General features: G+C 73.9%; 10 protein-coding genes. 7 read left to right on the plus strand and 3 right to left on the minus strand.

Features of this window, described 5'->3' with window-relative positions; translation table 11 throughout:
* Positions 1-191 precede the first annotated feature (191 nt).
* Complete coding sequence (locus tag AC0666_RS25500) at positions 192-1964, plus strand: MFS transporter (protein WP_468972182.1); 1773 nt, start codon at positions 192-194, stop codon at positions 1962-1964.
* A 102-nt stretch (positions 1965-2066) separates the two neighbouring features.
* Positions 2067-3236, plus strand: coding sequence for an acyl-CoA dehydrogenase family protein (locus tag AC0666_RS25505; RefSeq protein ID WP_468972184.1), 1170 nt, complete (start codon positions 2067-2069; stop codon positions 3234-3236).
* A 9-nt stretch (positions 3237-3245) separates the two neighbouring features.
* On the opposite strand, the gene AC0666_RS25510 is transcribed toward AC0666_RS25505, so the two are convergent.
* A complete protein-coding gene (locus tag AC0666_RS25510) occupies positions 3246-3695 on the minus strand; it encodes a cell division protein SepF (protein ID WP_468585904.1) in 450 nt (149 codons plus the stop codon).
* 283 nt (positions 3696-3978) lie between these two features.
* On the opposite strand from AC0666_RS25510, the gene AC0666_RS25515 reads away from it, so the two are divergent.
* Positions 3979-5310: a DUF5685 family protein gene (locus AC0666_RS25515; protein ID WP_478708360.1), complete on the plus strand. Its 1332-nt coding sequence runs from the start codon at positions 3979-3981 to the stop codon at positions 5308-5310.
* 624 nt (positions 5311-5934) lie between these two features.
* On the plus strand, positions 5935-6810 hold the full coding sequence (locus AC0666_RS25520) for a S1 family peptidase (protein ID WP_356849781.1): 876 nt from the start codon (positions 5935-5937) through the stop codon (positions 6808-6810).
* Positions 6811-7355: 545 nt separating this feature from the next.
* Here the strand turns inward: AC0666_RS25520 and AC0666_RS25525 are convergent.
* On the minus strand, positions 7356-8450 hold the full coding sequence (locus AC0666_RS25525; protein WP_468972189.1) for a DUF3533 domain-containing protein: 1095 nt from the start codon (positions 8448-8450) through the stop codon (positions 7356-7358).
* 157 nt (positions 8451-8607) lie between these two features.
* On the opposite strand from AC0666_RS25525, the gene AC0666_RS25530 reads away from it, so the two are divergent.
* The 3 genes from AC0666_RS25530 (at position 8608) to AC0666_RS25540 (ending at position 14238) form a co-directional block, all read left to right on the plus strand.
* Positions 8608-12234 (plus strand): DNA polymerase III subunit alpha, encoded by a 3627-nt coding sequence (locus AC0666_RS25530; protein ID WP_478708361.1) that lies wholly within the window; start codon positions 8608-8610, stop codon positions 12232-12234.
* Complete coding sequence (locus tag AC0666_RS25535) at positions 12231-13232, plus strand: DNA polymerase Y family protein (RefSeq protein WP_361715155.1); 1002 nt, start codon at positions 12231-12233, stop codon at positions 13230-13232. The genes AC0666_RS25530 and AC0666_RS25535 overlap by 4 nt, the downstream gene beginning before the upstream one ends.
* Before the next feature lie 139 nt (positions 13233-13371).
* The gene (locus AC0666_RS25540) at positions 13372-14238 is read left to right on the plus strand and encodes an esterase/lipase family protein (protein WP_468972194.1); all 867 of its coding nucleotides are present in this window, start codon (positions 13372-13374) and stop codon (positions 14236-14238) included.
* A 38-nt stretch (positions 14239-14276) separates the two neighbouring features.
* On the opposite strand, the gene AC0666_RS25545 is transcribed toward AC0666_RS25540, so the two are convergent.
* Positions 14277-15290, minus strand: a complete 1014-nt coding sequence (locus tag AC0666_RS25545; protein WP_468585911.1) for a lytic polysaccharide monooxygenase — start codon at positions 15288-15290, stop codon at positions 14277-14279.
* Positions 15291-15348 lie beyond the last annotated feature (58 nt).

The raw sequence follows: 15348 nt of genomic DNA on the forward strand, positions 1-15348 counted from the left end.
TGGCGTACCCCACAGTGCGGCCGCCGCCGCGATGAGAGCTTGGCCACGTGGCGGGCAGGCGAACTCGCGTACGCTGACCCTTCACTCGCGTGTCGATGCCGGACCCCCGAAGGAAGCCGTACGGCGCACCACCACCGTGGCTCACAAGACGCTGGTCCGCCGAGTGCGAGCGATCATCTGGAGGTACATGCATGTCGGGGACGAACGCGTCCGGCCGCAGGACCGCCGACAGCGACGCGGCCTCCCTCCGGCCGTCGGCAGCCCCGAACGGTGTCCGGGGGAGGCTGGCCACGGTGTCCGGCGGGGCCGACCGCTGGGTCGTCCTCGCGGTCCTCTGCGTCAGCCTGGTCCTCGTCGCGCTCGACGCGACGATCCTGCACGTCGCCGTCCCCTCCATCACCGAGGACCTGCGCCCCGGTCCGATCGAGCTCCTGTGGGTCGTCGACGCCTACCCGCTCGTCTGCGCCGCGCTGCTGATCCTCTTCGGCACCCTCGGCGACCGGGTCGGCCGGCGCCGGATACTCCTGCTCGGCTACGGGCTGTTCGGCGCGGCCTCCGCCGTCGCCGCCCTCGCCGACAACGCCCAGGTGCTCATCGCCGCCCGCGCGCTGCTCGGCATCGGCGGCGCGATGATCATGCCCGCCACGCTGTCGATCCTGCGCCAGGTCTTCCCCGACCGGCGCGAGCGGGCCCTGGCCATCGGCATCTGGACGGCCGTGGCCGCCATCGGCGCGGCGAGCGGACCCGTGCTCGGCGGCTTCCTCGTCCAGCACTTCTGGTGGGGGTCGGTCTTCCTCATCAACATCCCGCTGATGGCGCTGATCCTCCCGCTGGGGCGCTGGCTGCTGCCGGAGTCCAAGGGTTCCTGCGACGGGCCGTGGGACGTGCTCGGCGCCCTGACGGCGGCCGGCGGCGTGCTCGGTGTGGTCCTCGGGGTCAAGCGGCTCGGCGCCGAGCGCGCCCTCCTCGACCCGTACGCGCTGGCGCCGCTGGCGCTCGGCGCGGCGCTGCTGATCCTGTTCGTACGGCGGCAGAAGCGGCGCCCCCACCCCCTCATCGACATGCGGATGTTCTCGCGGGCGGCCTTCTCGACGTCCGTCGGGTGCATCGTGCTCGCCATGCTGGCGCTGGTCGGCCTGGAGCTGATCGCGGTCCAGTACCTCCAGCTGGTGCTGGACCTCAGCCCGCTGCAGACCGGCCTGCGGCTGCTGCCGCTGACCTTCGCCGCGATGGCCGCGGGCGCCACCGGTTCGTACACGCTGGCCCGGATCGGGCCGCGCACGATGGTGTCGCTCGGCTTCCTCCTGACGGCCTTCGCCGTGCTGCTGCTGACCCTCATGGGGCAGCAGGACCGGCCGGTGCTGCTCACGGTGGGTTTCGTCGTGCTCGGCTTCGGCCTCCAGACCACGCTGTTCGCGGCGTACGAGTCGATGCTGAGCGAGGCTCCGGCGGCCACCGCCGGCGGCGCGGCCTCCATAGGCGAGACCTCGTACCAGCTGGGCGCGGGCATGGGCATCGCGCTGCTCGGCAGCGTCATGAACGCGGCCTACGCGCCGGGGCTGCTGCACGTGCCCGGGGTCTCGGCGGCGGACTCCGCGCATGCGGCGAACTCGCTCGGCGAGGCCTACCAGATCGCCGGGCATCTCGGGGGCGGCGCCGGAGCGGCGCTGTTCGCCGCGGCCCGGCACTCCTTCGTCCACGGACTGCACGTCACGCTGCTGGTGAGTGCCGGACTGCTGCTCGCGGGCGCGGTGATGGCGCTGAAGCTGCCGCGCGCCATGGACTGCGCCACCGAGGCCGGCGCGGCCGAAGCCGGTGCGGCCCTTGCCGAGCCCGGGCAGGTACGCCTCCCCGCGCAGGCGGCCGTACCCGCCGCCCCGTGCGTGCCGGCCCCGGCGGGGGCCAGGGTCCCCGGCCCGGCGCAGCCGGAACGGGACACGGCGCTCGGCCGCCGCACCGGCTGATCCCCTCCCGCTCCGCCGCAGGCGGCGGGGGGTGGACCCGGGGCTAAAGGACGGACAAACTTGCACCGCTAGGTTTACCGCTCAGGCCCGCCGGGAGGCCCCGTGTCCTTCGTACCCACCGATCCGCTCGGGCTCGACGAGCTCCTCAGCCCCGAGGACCTCGCCATCCGCGACACCGTTCGCACCTGGGCCGCCGACCGGATCCTGCCGCACATCGCCGACTGGTACGAGCGCGGCGAGCTCCCCGGGATCCGGGAGATCGCACGTGAGCTCGGCGCGCTCGGGGCGCTCGGGATGTCCCTCCAGGGCTACGGATGCGCCGGCGCCACCGCGGTGCAGTACGGGCTCGCCTGCCTGGAACTGGAGGCCGCAGACTCCGGCATCCGCTCCCTGGTCTCCGTGCAGGGCTCGCTCGCCATGTACGCGATCTGGAAGTACGGCTCCGAAGAGCAGAAGCAGCGCTGGCTGCCGGGCATGGCGGCGGGCGAGCTGATCGGCTGCTTCGGCCTCACCGAGCCCGACATCGGCTCCGACCCGGCCGCGATGCGCACGTACGCCAAGCGCGACGGCGGCGACTGGGTGCTCACCGGCCGCAAGATGTGGATCACCAACGGATCCGTCGCCTCGGTGGCCGTGGTCTGGGCGCAGACCGACGAGGGCATCCGCGGCTTCGCGGTCCCCACGGACTCCGCCGGGTTCTCGGCGCCGGAGATCAAGCACAAGTGGTCGCTGCGCGCCTCGGTGACCAGCGAACTGGTGATGGACGACGTCCGCCTGCCCGCGGACGCGGTGCTTCCGGGCGTCACCGGGCTCAAGGGACCGCTGGGCTGTCTCAGCCACGCCCGGTACGGGATCGTCTGGGGGGCGATGGGCGCGGCGCGCGCCAGTTTCGAGTCCGCGCTCGACTACGCGAAGACGCGGGAGCAGTTCGGCAAGCCGATCGGCGGCTTCCAGCTCACCCAGGCGAAGCTCGCCGACATGGCGCTGGAGCTCCACAAGGGCATCCTGCTCGCCCACCACCTGGGCCGGCGGATGGATGCGGGCACCCTGCGGCCGGAGCAGATCAGTTTCGGCAAGCTCAACAACGTCCGCGAGGCCATCGAGATCTGCCGCACCGCGCGGACCATCCTGGGCGCCAACGGGATCTCGCTCGAATACCCCGTCATGCGGCACGCCACCAACCTCGAATCTGTCCTCACCTACGAGGGCACCGTCGAGATGCACCAGTTGGTGCTGGGCAAGGCGCTCACCGGGCTCGACGCCTTCCGGTGAGAGCCCTGCTCAGCTCTGGTTGAAGAAGTCGCGCGAGCGGCCGGCGGGCTCGCCGCTCACGATCTGGGTGTCGGCCGGGGTCAGCAGGAAGACCCTGGTCGCCACCCGCTCGATCGAGCCGCGCAGGCCGAAGGTCAGACCGGCCGCGAAGTCGACGACGCGCTTGGCGTCGGCGGGCTCCATCGACGACAGGTTCACGATCACCGGGACGCCCTCGCGGAACAGCTCGCCGATGCCGCGCGCGTCACGGAAGCCGTCCGGGGTGACCGTCGCGATCCGGCGGCCCTGCTCGACGGCCGACTCCGACGCCACCCTGACCCGGGGATCGGTGGCCCACTGGTCGCCCGGTCCCGCGACGGAACCCTGGGCCGCCTCCGCGTAGTCGTCGTCGTAGTACCGCTCGTCGTCGCTGTCCTCCACGAGACCCAACCAGGCACTCGCCTTGCGTACCGAACCCATGGACGCCTCCTTTCACCGCGGTCAGTTGTCTTCTCTCCGCTGCCCCTATGGTCGTCCATGATGCTGACAACGCGCCAAGTGGATAGCTGCCGCGCACGGCTTTCGTGACGGTACTGGTGCAGAACATCCGTTGCACGGTCAAGGTTGCTGATGGCTACGGCTGCTGAGTGAGTGAAAATACGACCGGTGCCGTCTTCCGGGTGAGCAGCCGGGGCGTACGGGTGAACGACCGGGCTGGATACGATGCCCGTCCATCACGCGCACGACACACGGGGGAGCCAGATTGTTCGGCATCGTCAGGCCTTGCACGCACCGGTTGGGCGAGCGGTTCAAGACGGAGTGGATGGCTCATCTGTGCGGGCTCTGCCTGGCACTTCGCGGGGACCACGGCCAGTTCGCGAGGATCGTCACCAACTACGACGGGCTGCTCGTCTCCGTTCTGACGGACGCTCAGTCGGGACCGGCGCCCGGCTCCCGGCGCACCGCCGGGCCCTGCCCGCTGCGCGGGATGCGGACGGCCTCGGTGGCCAACGGGGAGGGGGCGCGGCTCGCGGCCGCCGTCTCGCTGGTCCTGGCCTCCGCGAAGGTACGGGACCACGTCGCCGACCGGGACGGGCTGTTGGCCCGCGCCCCGATAGCCGCCGCCGCCCGGAAGGTGGCCCGCGGCTGGGACCGGGCCGGCGCCCGCACCGGGGCCTCGCTCGGCTTCGACACGGCGGTCCTCGTCGACGCGGTGGACCGGCAGGCGGGCATCGAGACGCTCGCCGGCCCCGGCACTTCGGTGCTCGTGGTGACCGAGCCCACGGAGACCGCGACGGCCGCCGCCTTCGCCCATACCGCGCAGCTGGCCGGACGTCCAGGCAACGCCGCCCCGCTCGCCGAGGCGGGCCGCTACTTCGGGCGGCTCGCGCACCTGCTCGACGCCGTGGAGGACCAGGCCGCCGACGCCGCGGCGGGCGCCTGGAACCCGCTGACCGCCACCGGGACCCCGCTCGCCGAGGCCCGGCGGCTGTGCGACGACGCCCTGCAAGGCATCCGGCTGGCGCTGCGGGAGGTCGAGTTCACCGACGCGGGGCTGGCCCACCGGCTGCTGGTGCACGAGCTGCGCACCTCGGTGGACCGGGCCTTCGGGGTCTCCGGCTGCGGGCACACGGGCGTGAACTCCGCCGGGCAGGGCGGTCACGGAGCCCCGCCGCCCGGCTACGGCCCGGGGCCGGGCAGCCCGTACGGATCGGCCCCGTACGGCTCGGCTCCCTACGGCTCGGCCCCGTACGGTTCGACCCCGTACGGAGGGAACCCGTACGGCGGGGGCGCCCACGGCGGGAACCCGTACGGGGGCGGCGCAGGCGGGCCCGGCGGCCCCGGGATGCCGCCGCCCACGGGTCCGGGGGGCGGGGTGCCCCCGCAGAAGCCGCGCCGCGGGCTGCTCGCGGGATGCGCCGTGGCCATCGGGCTGTTCTGCACCTGCCAGCTGTGCTGCACCGACTACGAGGGTCCGTGGTCCCGCAAGAAGCGGGACGCCTGGTGCGATGCCTGCGACTGCGGCGACCCGGGCTGCGGCAACTGCGACTGCGGGTGCGACGGCTGCTGCTGTTGCCCCTGCGACGGCTGCTGAGCCCCTGTCGTACCCGCACAGGTCCGGACGGCCTACTGAACGGTTCCCGTCCCGACCGGTGTGGAAGGGGTGAGCGGCATGAGTGATATCAGCGATACCAGCGGTGACGCAGACGATCCGAAGACCGCGCGGCGGGCCCGGCACGAGCATCGGAGGGCGGCTGTGCGCGCCCCGTACGGCCCGCCCTCCTCCACCGGCGCCTCCTCCCGGACCTCGACCGGGAGGCTCCCCGGGCCCGCCGATCACCCGGAGGGGCGAATTCCGGCCGTTCCCGGGCAGTGGCGCGCCACCGGCGCCGGAGTGCGGCCGGCCGCGCGTGCCCGGGGCGGCCTCCGTCCGGACGGCGGGCCCTGCACCGGTGACGACGCCTTCGCCGATCACTTCACCTGCCCGTTCCCGCTGCCCGGGAACGCCTTGCCGTTCCCGGTGGAAGCGGGCGCGCGGAGGCTGAAAGATGCCCTTGCCGCCCGTATCTGACGCCGGGACACTCCCGACAGCGCCATTCGGGGGCTTGTCAGGAGCACGACGAAATCTCAGTGCGCCCGCCGTACCCCCGGCTGCGCCTCACGGGCTCCGGCGCCCCCACGTCCGCCGGGCCCCCGATCCCTCCCGGGAGGACGAGAAGTGAGGATCAAGAGCGTTACCCGTACCAGGCTGCTCGCGGTGGCAGCCGGCCTGGCCGCCGTCGCCGGGCTCGCCGCCCCCACCGCCGCCAGCGCGGACAGCGGTTTCAGCGCGGCCCGGCTCGCCGCCGCCGGCGCCTCCGTCCAGCGTGCCGACGTCGCCGGCACCGCCTGGTACACCGACCCCGCCAGCGGAACCCTCGTGGTCACGGCCGACTCCACGGTCTCCGCCACCGACATCGCCAAGATCAAGCGCGAGGCCGGAGCGGACGCCGCGGCCCTGCGCATCGAGCGCATCCCCGGCAAGCTCAGGAAGCTGATCTCCGGCGGCGACGCCATCTACGCCTCCGGCTGGCGCTGCTCGCTCGGCTTCAACGTGCGCAGCGGAACCACCTACTACGTGCTGACCGCCGGCCACTGCACCGACGGCGCCGGCACCTGGTGGACCAACTCCTCGCACAGCACCACCATCGGAGCCACCGTGGGCTCCAGCTTCCCCACCAACGACTACGGCCTGATCCGCTACGACAACACCTCCCTCGCCCACGCGGGCACCGTCGGCAGCCAGGACATCACCAGCGCCGCCAACGCCACCGTCGGCATGTCCGTGACCCGGCGCGGTTCCACCACCGGCACCCACAGCGGCTCGGTGACCGGCCTGAACGCCACCGTCAACTACGGCGGCGGAGACATCGTCTACGGCATGATCCGCACCAACGTGTGCGCCGAGCCCGGCGACAGCGGCGGCCCGCTGTACTCCGGCACCCGCGCCATCGGCCTCACCTCGGGCGGCAGCGGCAACTGCACCTCGGGCGGAACCACCTTCTTCCAGCCCGTCGTCGAAGCCCTCAACGCCTACGGGGTGAGCGTCTACTGACGCCACCGGCCGGGTAGTACCCGCCCGGCACGCACGGCACGAACCCGAGCTCCCGCCCGAACCACCGAGCGGGAGCTCGGCGTTGACGAGTCTCCTCGGCACGTCCCGAGGGGACGGGCGTCTCCGCCGACAGCCGTACCTGGGCGATCAGCCGGCTCGCCGCCGCCCGCGCCGCCCGCGGAGCGCCCGCCGGGTGCGACCGTGCGCCGTTCCAGGACGCGGCCGTCGTCTCCGCCGTCCACGACGCCCTCGTGGCCCTCGCCCCCGCCCGCGCACCGCAGCTCGACACCGCGCCCGGGGGCCGGCAGCCGACACCCGACGGGTACGCCCCCGCCGCCCAGTACGGCAACCGCACCGCCAGGCCGTTCCTGCTCGACTCCCCGTCCCGGTACCGGATCGGGCCGCCGCCCGCGCTCGACTCCCGCCGGTACCAGGCCGGCCGTCACGCCCTGCGCCACGCCGACCGGCTCTTCGAGCCGCCGGGCCGACGCGCCGGGCGCGCCCGGGCCTTGCGTCCTCGTCGGACCGCCACGCCCGGGGCGTTTTCACAGGCCCGCCGCCTCCCGGCCCGGCTCCGGTTCCGGTCTCGGTTCCGGTTCTTCGAAGGGCCCCGGGCGGCCCCGGCGGAAGACCGCGCACGCCAGGGTCACCGCCGAGCCGAGGGCGGCCCATGCGGCCAGCACCAGCATGGGCCCGGCCAGGCCGTTGCCCCGGAAGTACGTGATCGAGCGCGCGGCGTACGTCCCCGCGCCCGGCGGCAGGGCCGGGCCGATGGCCTTCCAGAACGGCGGGAGCAGCGGGTAGGGGTACGCCCCTCCCGCGCTCGGGTTTCCGAACACCACGACCAGCAGGATCGCCAGGCCGATGCCCACCACCCCCGCCAGGCCCTGGAAGGCCAGGGTGATCGCGCCGACGGCGAAGACGACCAGCGTCCCCAGGCCCCACAGCCCCATGACGCTGCCGGGCAGCGCGCCCAGGACCGGGCCCGCGATCACCGTGCCGAGCAGCCCGGCGGCGATCGCGTACAGCAGCAGCGCCCCCAGCCGGACGACGGCGCGGGCGGCGTTGGCGGGCCGGGCGCCGGCGCTGATGGCGAGGATGGCGGCGCACAGGTAGCCGCCGACGCACCAGCCGATGACGAGGTAGAAGGAGCTCAACCCGCGGGCGTCGCCCGCGTCGGCCGGTGCCACGTCGGTGACCCGGAGGCCGCGGCCCTGGGCCTTCTCGGCGAGGCCGACGACCTGTTCGAGGGCCTGGGAGAGCGAGGCTCCGGCGCCGCTCGCGACGAGCAGCCGGTCGGTCGGGCCGGACAGGTCGATGATCAGCGCCCCGTCCACGGTCCGGTTCCTGATCTGGGCGAGCGCGGCGGCTTCGTCCTTGACGGCGTGCGGGTCGAGCGGTTTGCCGGGCAGGGACCGCAGCTGCTGTACGGCCTGCCCGGCGGCCGGCGCGGCGGGGGCGGTCACGGCGAGCGGGATCCCGCTGGGCCCGGGGTGGTGGAAGGCCCCGATGTACGAGGTGATGAAGGCGAGCTGGAGCGCCAGTACGCCGAGGACCAGCAGAGCGGCCCGGAGGGTCACGGCGTCTTTGATCTCGGCGAGGAAACCGCCGGCGGGACCTGGGCTGGGGGTCTGGGTCATGTCTCACACGCTCGGCCGACCGGGGGTCCGACGCAGCAGGGGAGGACCGAATGGATGATCGAACAAACGTTTCGCACGGGTATTCGAATTGCTCTATGGTGGGGACAGGGGAGGTCGAAGGAGTCTTGGGCGAATCGAGCGAAGCAGGAGGCCGCGGGTGCCTGGGTTTACGCATCTGCACACCGTTTCGGGGTTCTCCATGCGCTACGGAGGCTCGCACCCGGAACGGCTGGCGGAGCGTGCCGCCGAGCGGGGCATGGACGCGCTGGCGCTGACCGACCGCGACAGCCTGGCCGGGACCGTGCGGTTCGCCAAGGCGTGCGCGGATGCGGGGATCCGCCCCCTGTTCGGGGTGGACCTGGCGGTGGCGTCCCCGCCGGGCGCGGCGCGGCCGGGCGGACCGGGCTCCTCCGCCTCGGGCTTCCCCGGCTCCGGTTCTCCCGGCTCCGGTTTCTCCGGCTCAAGCTCCTCCGGCTCCGGTTCCTCCGGCTCAAGCTCCTCCGGCTCGGGGTCCGGTCCCGGCTCCGGCGAGGCGTCCTACCGGCGGCGGACCCCCGTCAAGGGCGGCGCCTTCGTGGACGAGTCCGCGCCCCGGGCCGTCTTCCTGGCCCGCGACGGCGCCACCGGCTGGGCCGAGCTGTGCCGGATGGTCACCGCGGCCCACGCGGCGGCCGGGGCCGGCCGGGAGGCCCTGCCCGTGCTGCCCTGGGCGGACCTGCGCGGCGAAGGGGTGTACGTCCTGCTCGGACCCGACTCCGAGGTCGGGCGGGCACTCGCCGCCGGACGCCCCGACCGGGCGACCCGGCTGCTCGCACCCTGGCGGGAGGTTTACGGGGACTCCCTGCGCCTGGAGGTCGTCCACCACGGCCGCACCGGCACCGGCCCCGGCTCGCTGCGGCTGGCCGCCCGTACCCTCGGCTTCGCCGCCGAGCAGGGGATCCCGGCCGTGCTGACCAACGCCGTCCGGTACGCCGACCCCGGGCAGGGCCCGGTCGCCGACATCCTCGACGCGGCCCGCCGGCTGGTCCCCATCGACCCGCGCAGGCCCCTGGACAGCGGTGAACGCTGGCTCAAGGACCCGGCCGCCATGGCCGCGGCCGCCGACCGGATCGCCCAGGCCGCGGGACTGCGCCCGGCCGACGCGCGCCGGCTGCTCGCCGAGACCCGGAACACCGCCGAGGCCTGCGCGGTGGACGCCGAGGACGATCTCGGCATGGGCTCCGTGCACTTCCCCGAGGCGCACCTCGTCGGTGCGGCCCACCGCACCGCGCAGCGGGTCCTCGCCTCCCGTGCCGCCGCCGCCATGGTGCTGCGCGGCTACGCCGGCGACGCCGCGTACTGGGAGCGGATGCAGCACGAGCTCGACATCATCGCCTACCACGGCTTCGCCTCCTACTTCCTGACGGTCGCCCAAGTCGTGGACGACGTACGGGAGATGGGCATCCGCGTGACCGCCCGCGGCTCCGGCGCCGGCTCCCTCGTCAACCACCTGCTCGGCATCGCCCACGCCGACCCCGTCGCGAACGGCCTGCTGATGGAGCGCTTCCTGTCCAAGCGCCGCCGCGTCCTGCCCGACATCGACGTCGACGTGGAGTCGGCCCGCCGGCTGGAGGTCTACCGGCGGATCATCGACCGGTTCGGCACCGAGCGGGTCGCCACCGTGTCCATGCCCGAGACCTACCGGGTCCGGCACGCCGTCCGCGACGTCGGCGCCGCCCTGTCCATGGATCCGGCCGTCGTCGACCGGCTCGCCAAGGCCTTCCCGCACATCCGGGCCCGCGACGCCCGCGCGGCCCTGGCGGAGCTGCCCGAGCTGCGCGGCGTACGGGAAGAGGAGCACGGCCGGCTGTGGGAGCTGGTGGAGGCGCTGGACGGGCTGCCGCGCGGGATCGCCATGCACCCGTGCGGGGTGCTGCTCTCCGACGCCTCGCTGCTGAAGCGCACCCCCGTGGTGCCCACCAGCGGCGAGGGCTTCCCCATGTCGCAGTTCGACAAGGACGACGTGGAGGACCTCGGGCTGCTCAAACTCGACGTGCTGGGCGTGCGGATGCAGTCCGCGATGGCGCACGCGGTCGCGGAGATCCGGCGGGGCACGGGGCAGGAGCTCGACCTCGACGACCCGGCGCAGGTACCGCCGGGCGACCGGGCGACGTACGAGCTCATCCGCTCGGCCGAGACGCTGGGCTGCTTCCAGATCGAGTCCCCGGGTCAGCGGGACCTGGTGGGGCGGCTGCAGCCGTCGACCTTCCACGACCTGGTCGTCGACATCTCGCTGTTCCGGCCGGGGCCGGTGGCCGCCGACATGGTGCGTCCGTTCATCGAGGCCCGGCACGGCCGGGCCCCGGTCCGCTTCCCGCACCCGGACCTGGAGCCCGCGCTGCGCGAGACGTACGGGGTGGTGGTCTTCCACGAGCAGATCATCGAGATCGTGCACGTCATGACCGGCTGCGGGCGCGACGAGGCGGACCGGGTGCGGCGCGGCCTGTCCGACCCGGAGTCGCAGGCGCGGATCAAGGTGTGGTTCGCGGCGAAGGCGGCCGCCCGGGGCCATACGGCGGAGGTGATCGGCCGGACCTGGGAGATCGTGGAGGCGTTCGGCTCGTACGGCTTCTGCAAGGCGCACGCGGTGGCCTTCGCCGTCCCCACCTACCAGTCGGCGTGGCTCAAGGCGCACCACCCGGCGGCCTTCTACGCCGGACTGCTCACGCACGACCCCGGGATGTACCCGAAGCGGCTGCTGCTGGCGGACGCGCGGCGGCGCGGGGTGCCGGTGCTGCCGCTGGACGTGAACCGCTCGGCGGTCGCCCACCGCATCGAACTGGTGTCCGAGACGCCTGTGGTGTGGGGGCTCCGGCTCGCCCTGGCCGACGTCCACGGCATCAGCGAGGCGGAGGCGGCCCGGATCGAGCAGGGGCAGCCGTACGGATCGCTGCGCGACTTCTGGGACCGGGCCCGGCCGGGCCGGCCGGTGGCGGAGCGGCTCGCGCAAGTGGGCGCCCTGGACGCCTTCGGCGCCAACCGGCGGGACCTGCTGCTGCACGTCTCCGAGCTGCACGGCGCCCAGCGCGCGGCGGGCGTCCGCGGCACCCCCCAACTCCCGCTGGACGGAGGCCGGTCCACGGCCTCGGTCGGCCTGCCCGACCTGAACGAGGCGGAACGGCTCAGCGCGGAGCTGGGCGTCCTCGGCATGGACACCTCGCGGCACCTGATGGCGGACCACCACGACTTCCTGGCGGAGCTCGGGGTGACCCCGGCCCGTCGGCTGCGCGAGGTCGAGCACGGCCGGACGGTGCTGGTCGCGGGGGCCAAGGCGGCCACCCAGACTCCGCCCGTCCGATCGGGCAGGCGGGTCATCTTCACGACGCTGGACGACGGGACAGGCCTGGTCGACCTGGCCTTCTTCGACGACAGCCACGAGGCGTGCGCGCACACCATCTTCCACTCGTTCCTGCTGCTGGTGCGGGGGGTCGTGCAGCGGCGCGGACCACAGAGCCTGAGCGTGGTCGGCGCGGCGGCCTGGGACCTGGCGGAGCTGGTGGAACTGCGGGCGGCGGGCGGCCTGGACGCGGTCGCGGCGCGGCTGACGGAGCCGATGCCGGGGCCCGGGGCGGCTGCGGAGCCGGGGTCGGCCACCGGTGCGCCCGGGGCCCGCGGGGACTCCGGCCGCCGCATCCACCTGCCCACCGGGTACGAGATGAACCCGTGGGCCGACCTCCAGCCGGCCGGTGACCGGGCCGCGACCGGCCGCAAGCTGTGGCACTCCAGTCCGGGGAGCGCGGGATGAACGCCCCCGCCGTCCCCACGGTGCTGTGCCTGCGGCTGCGACGCGTCGACGGCGAACCGCTCGACGCGCAGGCGTACGCGGGCGTGCTCGCACTGCTCGGCGGGTTCACGCCCGTGGTGCAGGCCCTCCCGCCCGACACCGTCCTCGCCGATGTCCGCGGCGCTCTGCGCTACTTCGGCTGCGGCCCGGCCCGGCTGGCGGCCCTGATCCGGGTCCGCTGCCTCGCGCTGTACGGGGTGGACTGCGCCATCGGCGCCGCCGGGAACCCCCTGCTGGCCCGGATGGCGGTCCGCGAGGCCCGGCCCGGGCGCACCCTGGTCATCCCGGACGAGCCCGCCGCCGTACGGGAGTTCCTGGCCGCCAAGCCCGTGGCCGCCCTGGACGGGGTCGGCCCGAAGGCCGCCCGGACGCTGTGCTCGTACGGCCTCGACTCGGTCGGCCGGGTCGCCGCCGCCCCGCCGGCCACCCTGCGCCGCATCCTCGGAGCCCGGGCCGGGCGGGAGGTGCACGAGCGCGCCCTCGGCATCGACCGCAGCCCGGTCCGGCCGGGTGCCGCGGCGCGCTCGCTGGCCGCCGAACGGTCCTTCGGCCTCGACGAGCTGGATCCCGTACGGCACCGCCGTGCGCTGCTCTCGCTGACGGAGGAGCTCGGCGCCCGGCTCCGTACGCAGCAGCAGGTCTGCCGGGCCGTCTCCCTCACCGTCCGCTGCTCCGACCGCACCACCCTCACCCGTACCAGGACCCTGGCCGAACCCACCGCGCACTCGGCCGCCCTGACCTCCGCGGCGTACCGGCTGTACGCGGGACTCGGGCTCCAGCGGGCGCGGGTGCGCGCGCTGGCACTGCGCCTGGAGGACCTCACTCCGGCCGAACGGGCCGTGCACCAGCTGAGTTTCGACCCGCAGGACGAGAAGGCCCGACGGCTGGAGGCCGTCACGGACCGGGTGCGGGCGCGCTTCGGCCCCCATGTCATCGCCAGAGGCACACTCGCGGCGTAGCGACACGGCAGCTTTTTACCAACGCGTAACTTCCCTGTCTTACTACCCGCCCGTAATTTGGCGGCAGCAGCTCCCCCTTGTGATCCGGATCACGGGACGAACCCCCACGTATCCCCATGACCCGCAAGGAGATCACTCGATGCTGCCCTGGCGACGCCTGCTCCGCCCGCTGGCCGTCCTCACCCTCACCGCCGCCGCCCTCGTCGCCCCCACCGGCGGGGCGCAGGCCGCTACCGCGCCCAGCAGCGGCTGGAACAACTGGTCCTGCAAACCCTCGACCGCCCATCCGCGTCCGGTCGTCCTGGTGCACGGCACCTTCGGCAACTCCGTCGACAACTGGCTCGGCCTCGCGCCCTACCTCGTCCACCGCGGGTACTGCGTCTACTCGCTCGACTACGGGCAGCTGCCCGGCGTGCCCTTCTTCAACGGGCTCGGCCCCATCGACAAGTCGGCCGGCCAGCTCAGCGTCTTCGTCGACAAGGTGCTGGCTTCCACCGGGGCCCCGAAGACCGACATCGTCGGGCACTCGCAGGGCGGCATGATGCCGAACTACTACCTCAAGTTCCTCGGCGGCGCGCCCAAGGTCAACGCCCTGATCGGCCTCGCCCCCGACAACCACGGGACCACCCTGGACGGGCTCACCCAGCTGCTCCCGTACTTCCCCGGTGCCGAGGACCTGATCAGCTCCGCCACCCCGGGCCTGGCCGACCAGATCGCCGGATCCGCCTTCGTCACCAAACTGAACGCGGGCGGGGACACCGTCCCCGGGGTCCAGTACACGGTGATCGCGACGAAGTACGACGAGGTGGTCACGCCGTACCGGTCCGCGTTCCTCCAGGGGACCGGCTCCAACGTGCGCAACGTCGTGCTCCAGGACCTGTGCCCCCTGGACCTCTCCGAGCACGTCGCCATCGGACTCACCGACCGCATCGCCTGGCACGAGGCACTGAACGCGCTCGACCCGGCGCACGCCGAACGGACCACCTGCGCCTCGGTCTTCGAGTAGGCGCAGCCGGTCCGGAGGGCATCGACGGCCGTCGCCGGTCAGCGGCCGTGGCGGCCCGGCGCCGTCGCGCGGCGCCGGGCCACCGCGAACAGCACGGCCGAACCGGCGGCCAGGACGCCGGCCCCGGTGATCGCGATCGCCGGGGTGGCGCTGTCGGCGCCCGTCTCGGCGAGGTCGGCGGCCGTCCGGGCCGGCGACGAGGACACCGGGGCGAGGTCGGTGCTGCCGTTCGTCTTCGGGTCGTTGTCGCCGTGGCCGTTGTGCTCCACGGTGGACTTGCTCTCGCCGTCGGCGATCTGCTCGTCCGTCGGGGCCTTGGGCGGCGTCTGCGAGGGCCGCGCCGAGGGCTTGCCGCTCGGCTTCACGGTCGGCGCGGTACCCCCACCGGTGCCCCCGCCGCTGCCGCCTCCGCTGTCCTTCCCGAACACCACGTCCGAGCAGGTGTAGAAGGCCTCCGGGCTGTCGGAGCGCTGCCAGATGCTGTAGACGAGGTGGCGGCCGGACTTCGCCGGGACCGTGCCGGAGAAGACGTACTCCCCGTTCTGCAGGCCCGGGTCGGTGGCCTTCGCGAACGGCTCGGGCTCCAGGTCGGACCACTTCAGCGGCTTGGCCGGGTCGTAGCCGTCCTTCGTGAGGTAGAGCTCGAAGGAGCCCTTGTGGGGGGCGGTCCCCTTGTAGCGGAAGGTGTGCGGGCCGGAGGTCATCGGGCTGGCGGGCCAGTCGGCCCGGGCCAGATCCAGGCCGCGGTACTTGTCGTTCCCGGCGGAGCACAGCTGGCCGTTCGGGATCAACGCCCGGTGGTTCCCGGCGGCATTGGCGATGTTCACCGCGTTCCAGTCGTAGAACGCCTGCGCACCGCTCGACGCCACCGCCGCCTTGCACGCCGCCGACTTGGGCGCCTCCGGCCCCTCCGCGTAGCACGCCGCCACCCGGCTGACCGGGTCCGTCATCGAGCCGTGGGCGGCCGCGGGCACGACCGCGTACGCGGCCACCGCCAGCGGGGCGAGGCCGACTGCGGCGATACGGGTCACGGAGCGACGGCGTACGGACATGGGCGGATCTCCTTCGGCGGCGGCGGGCCGGGGCACCTGGTCGCGGTGCACACCGGCG

The organism is Streptomyces sp. NPDC043680 (assembly GCF_056436685.1).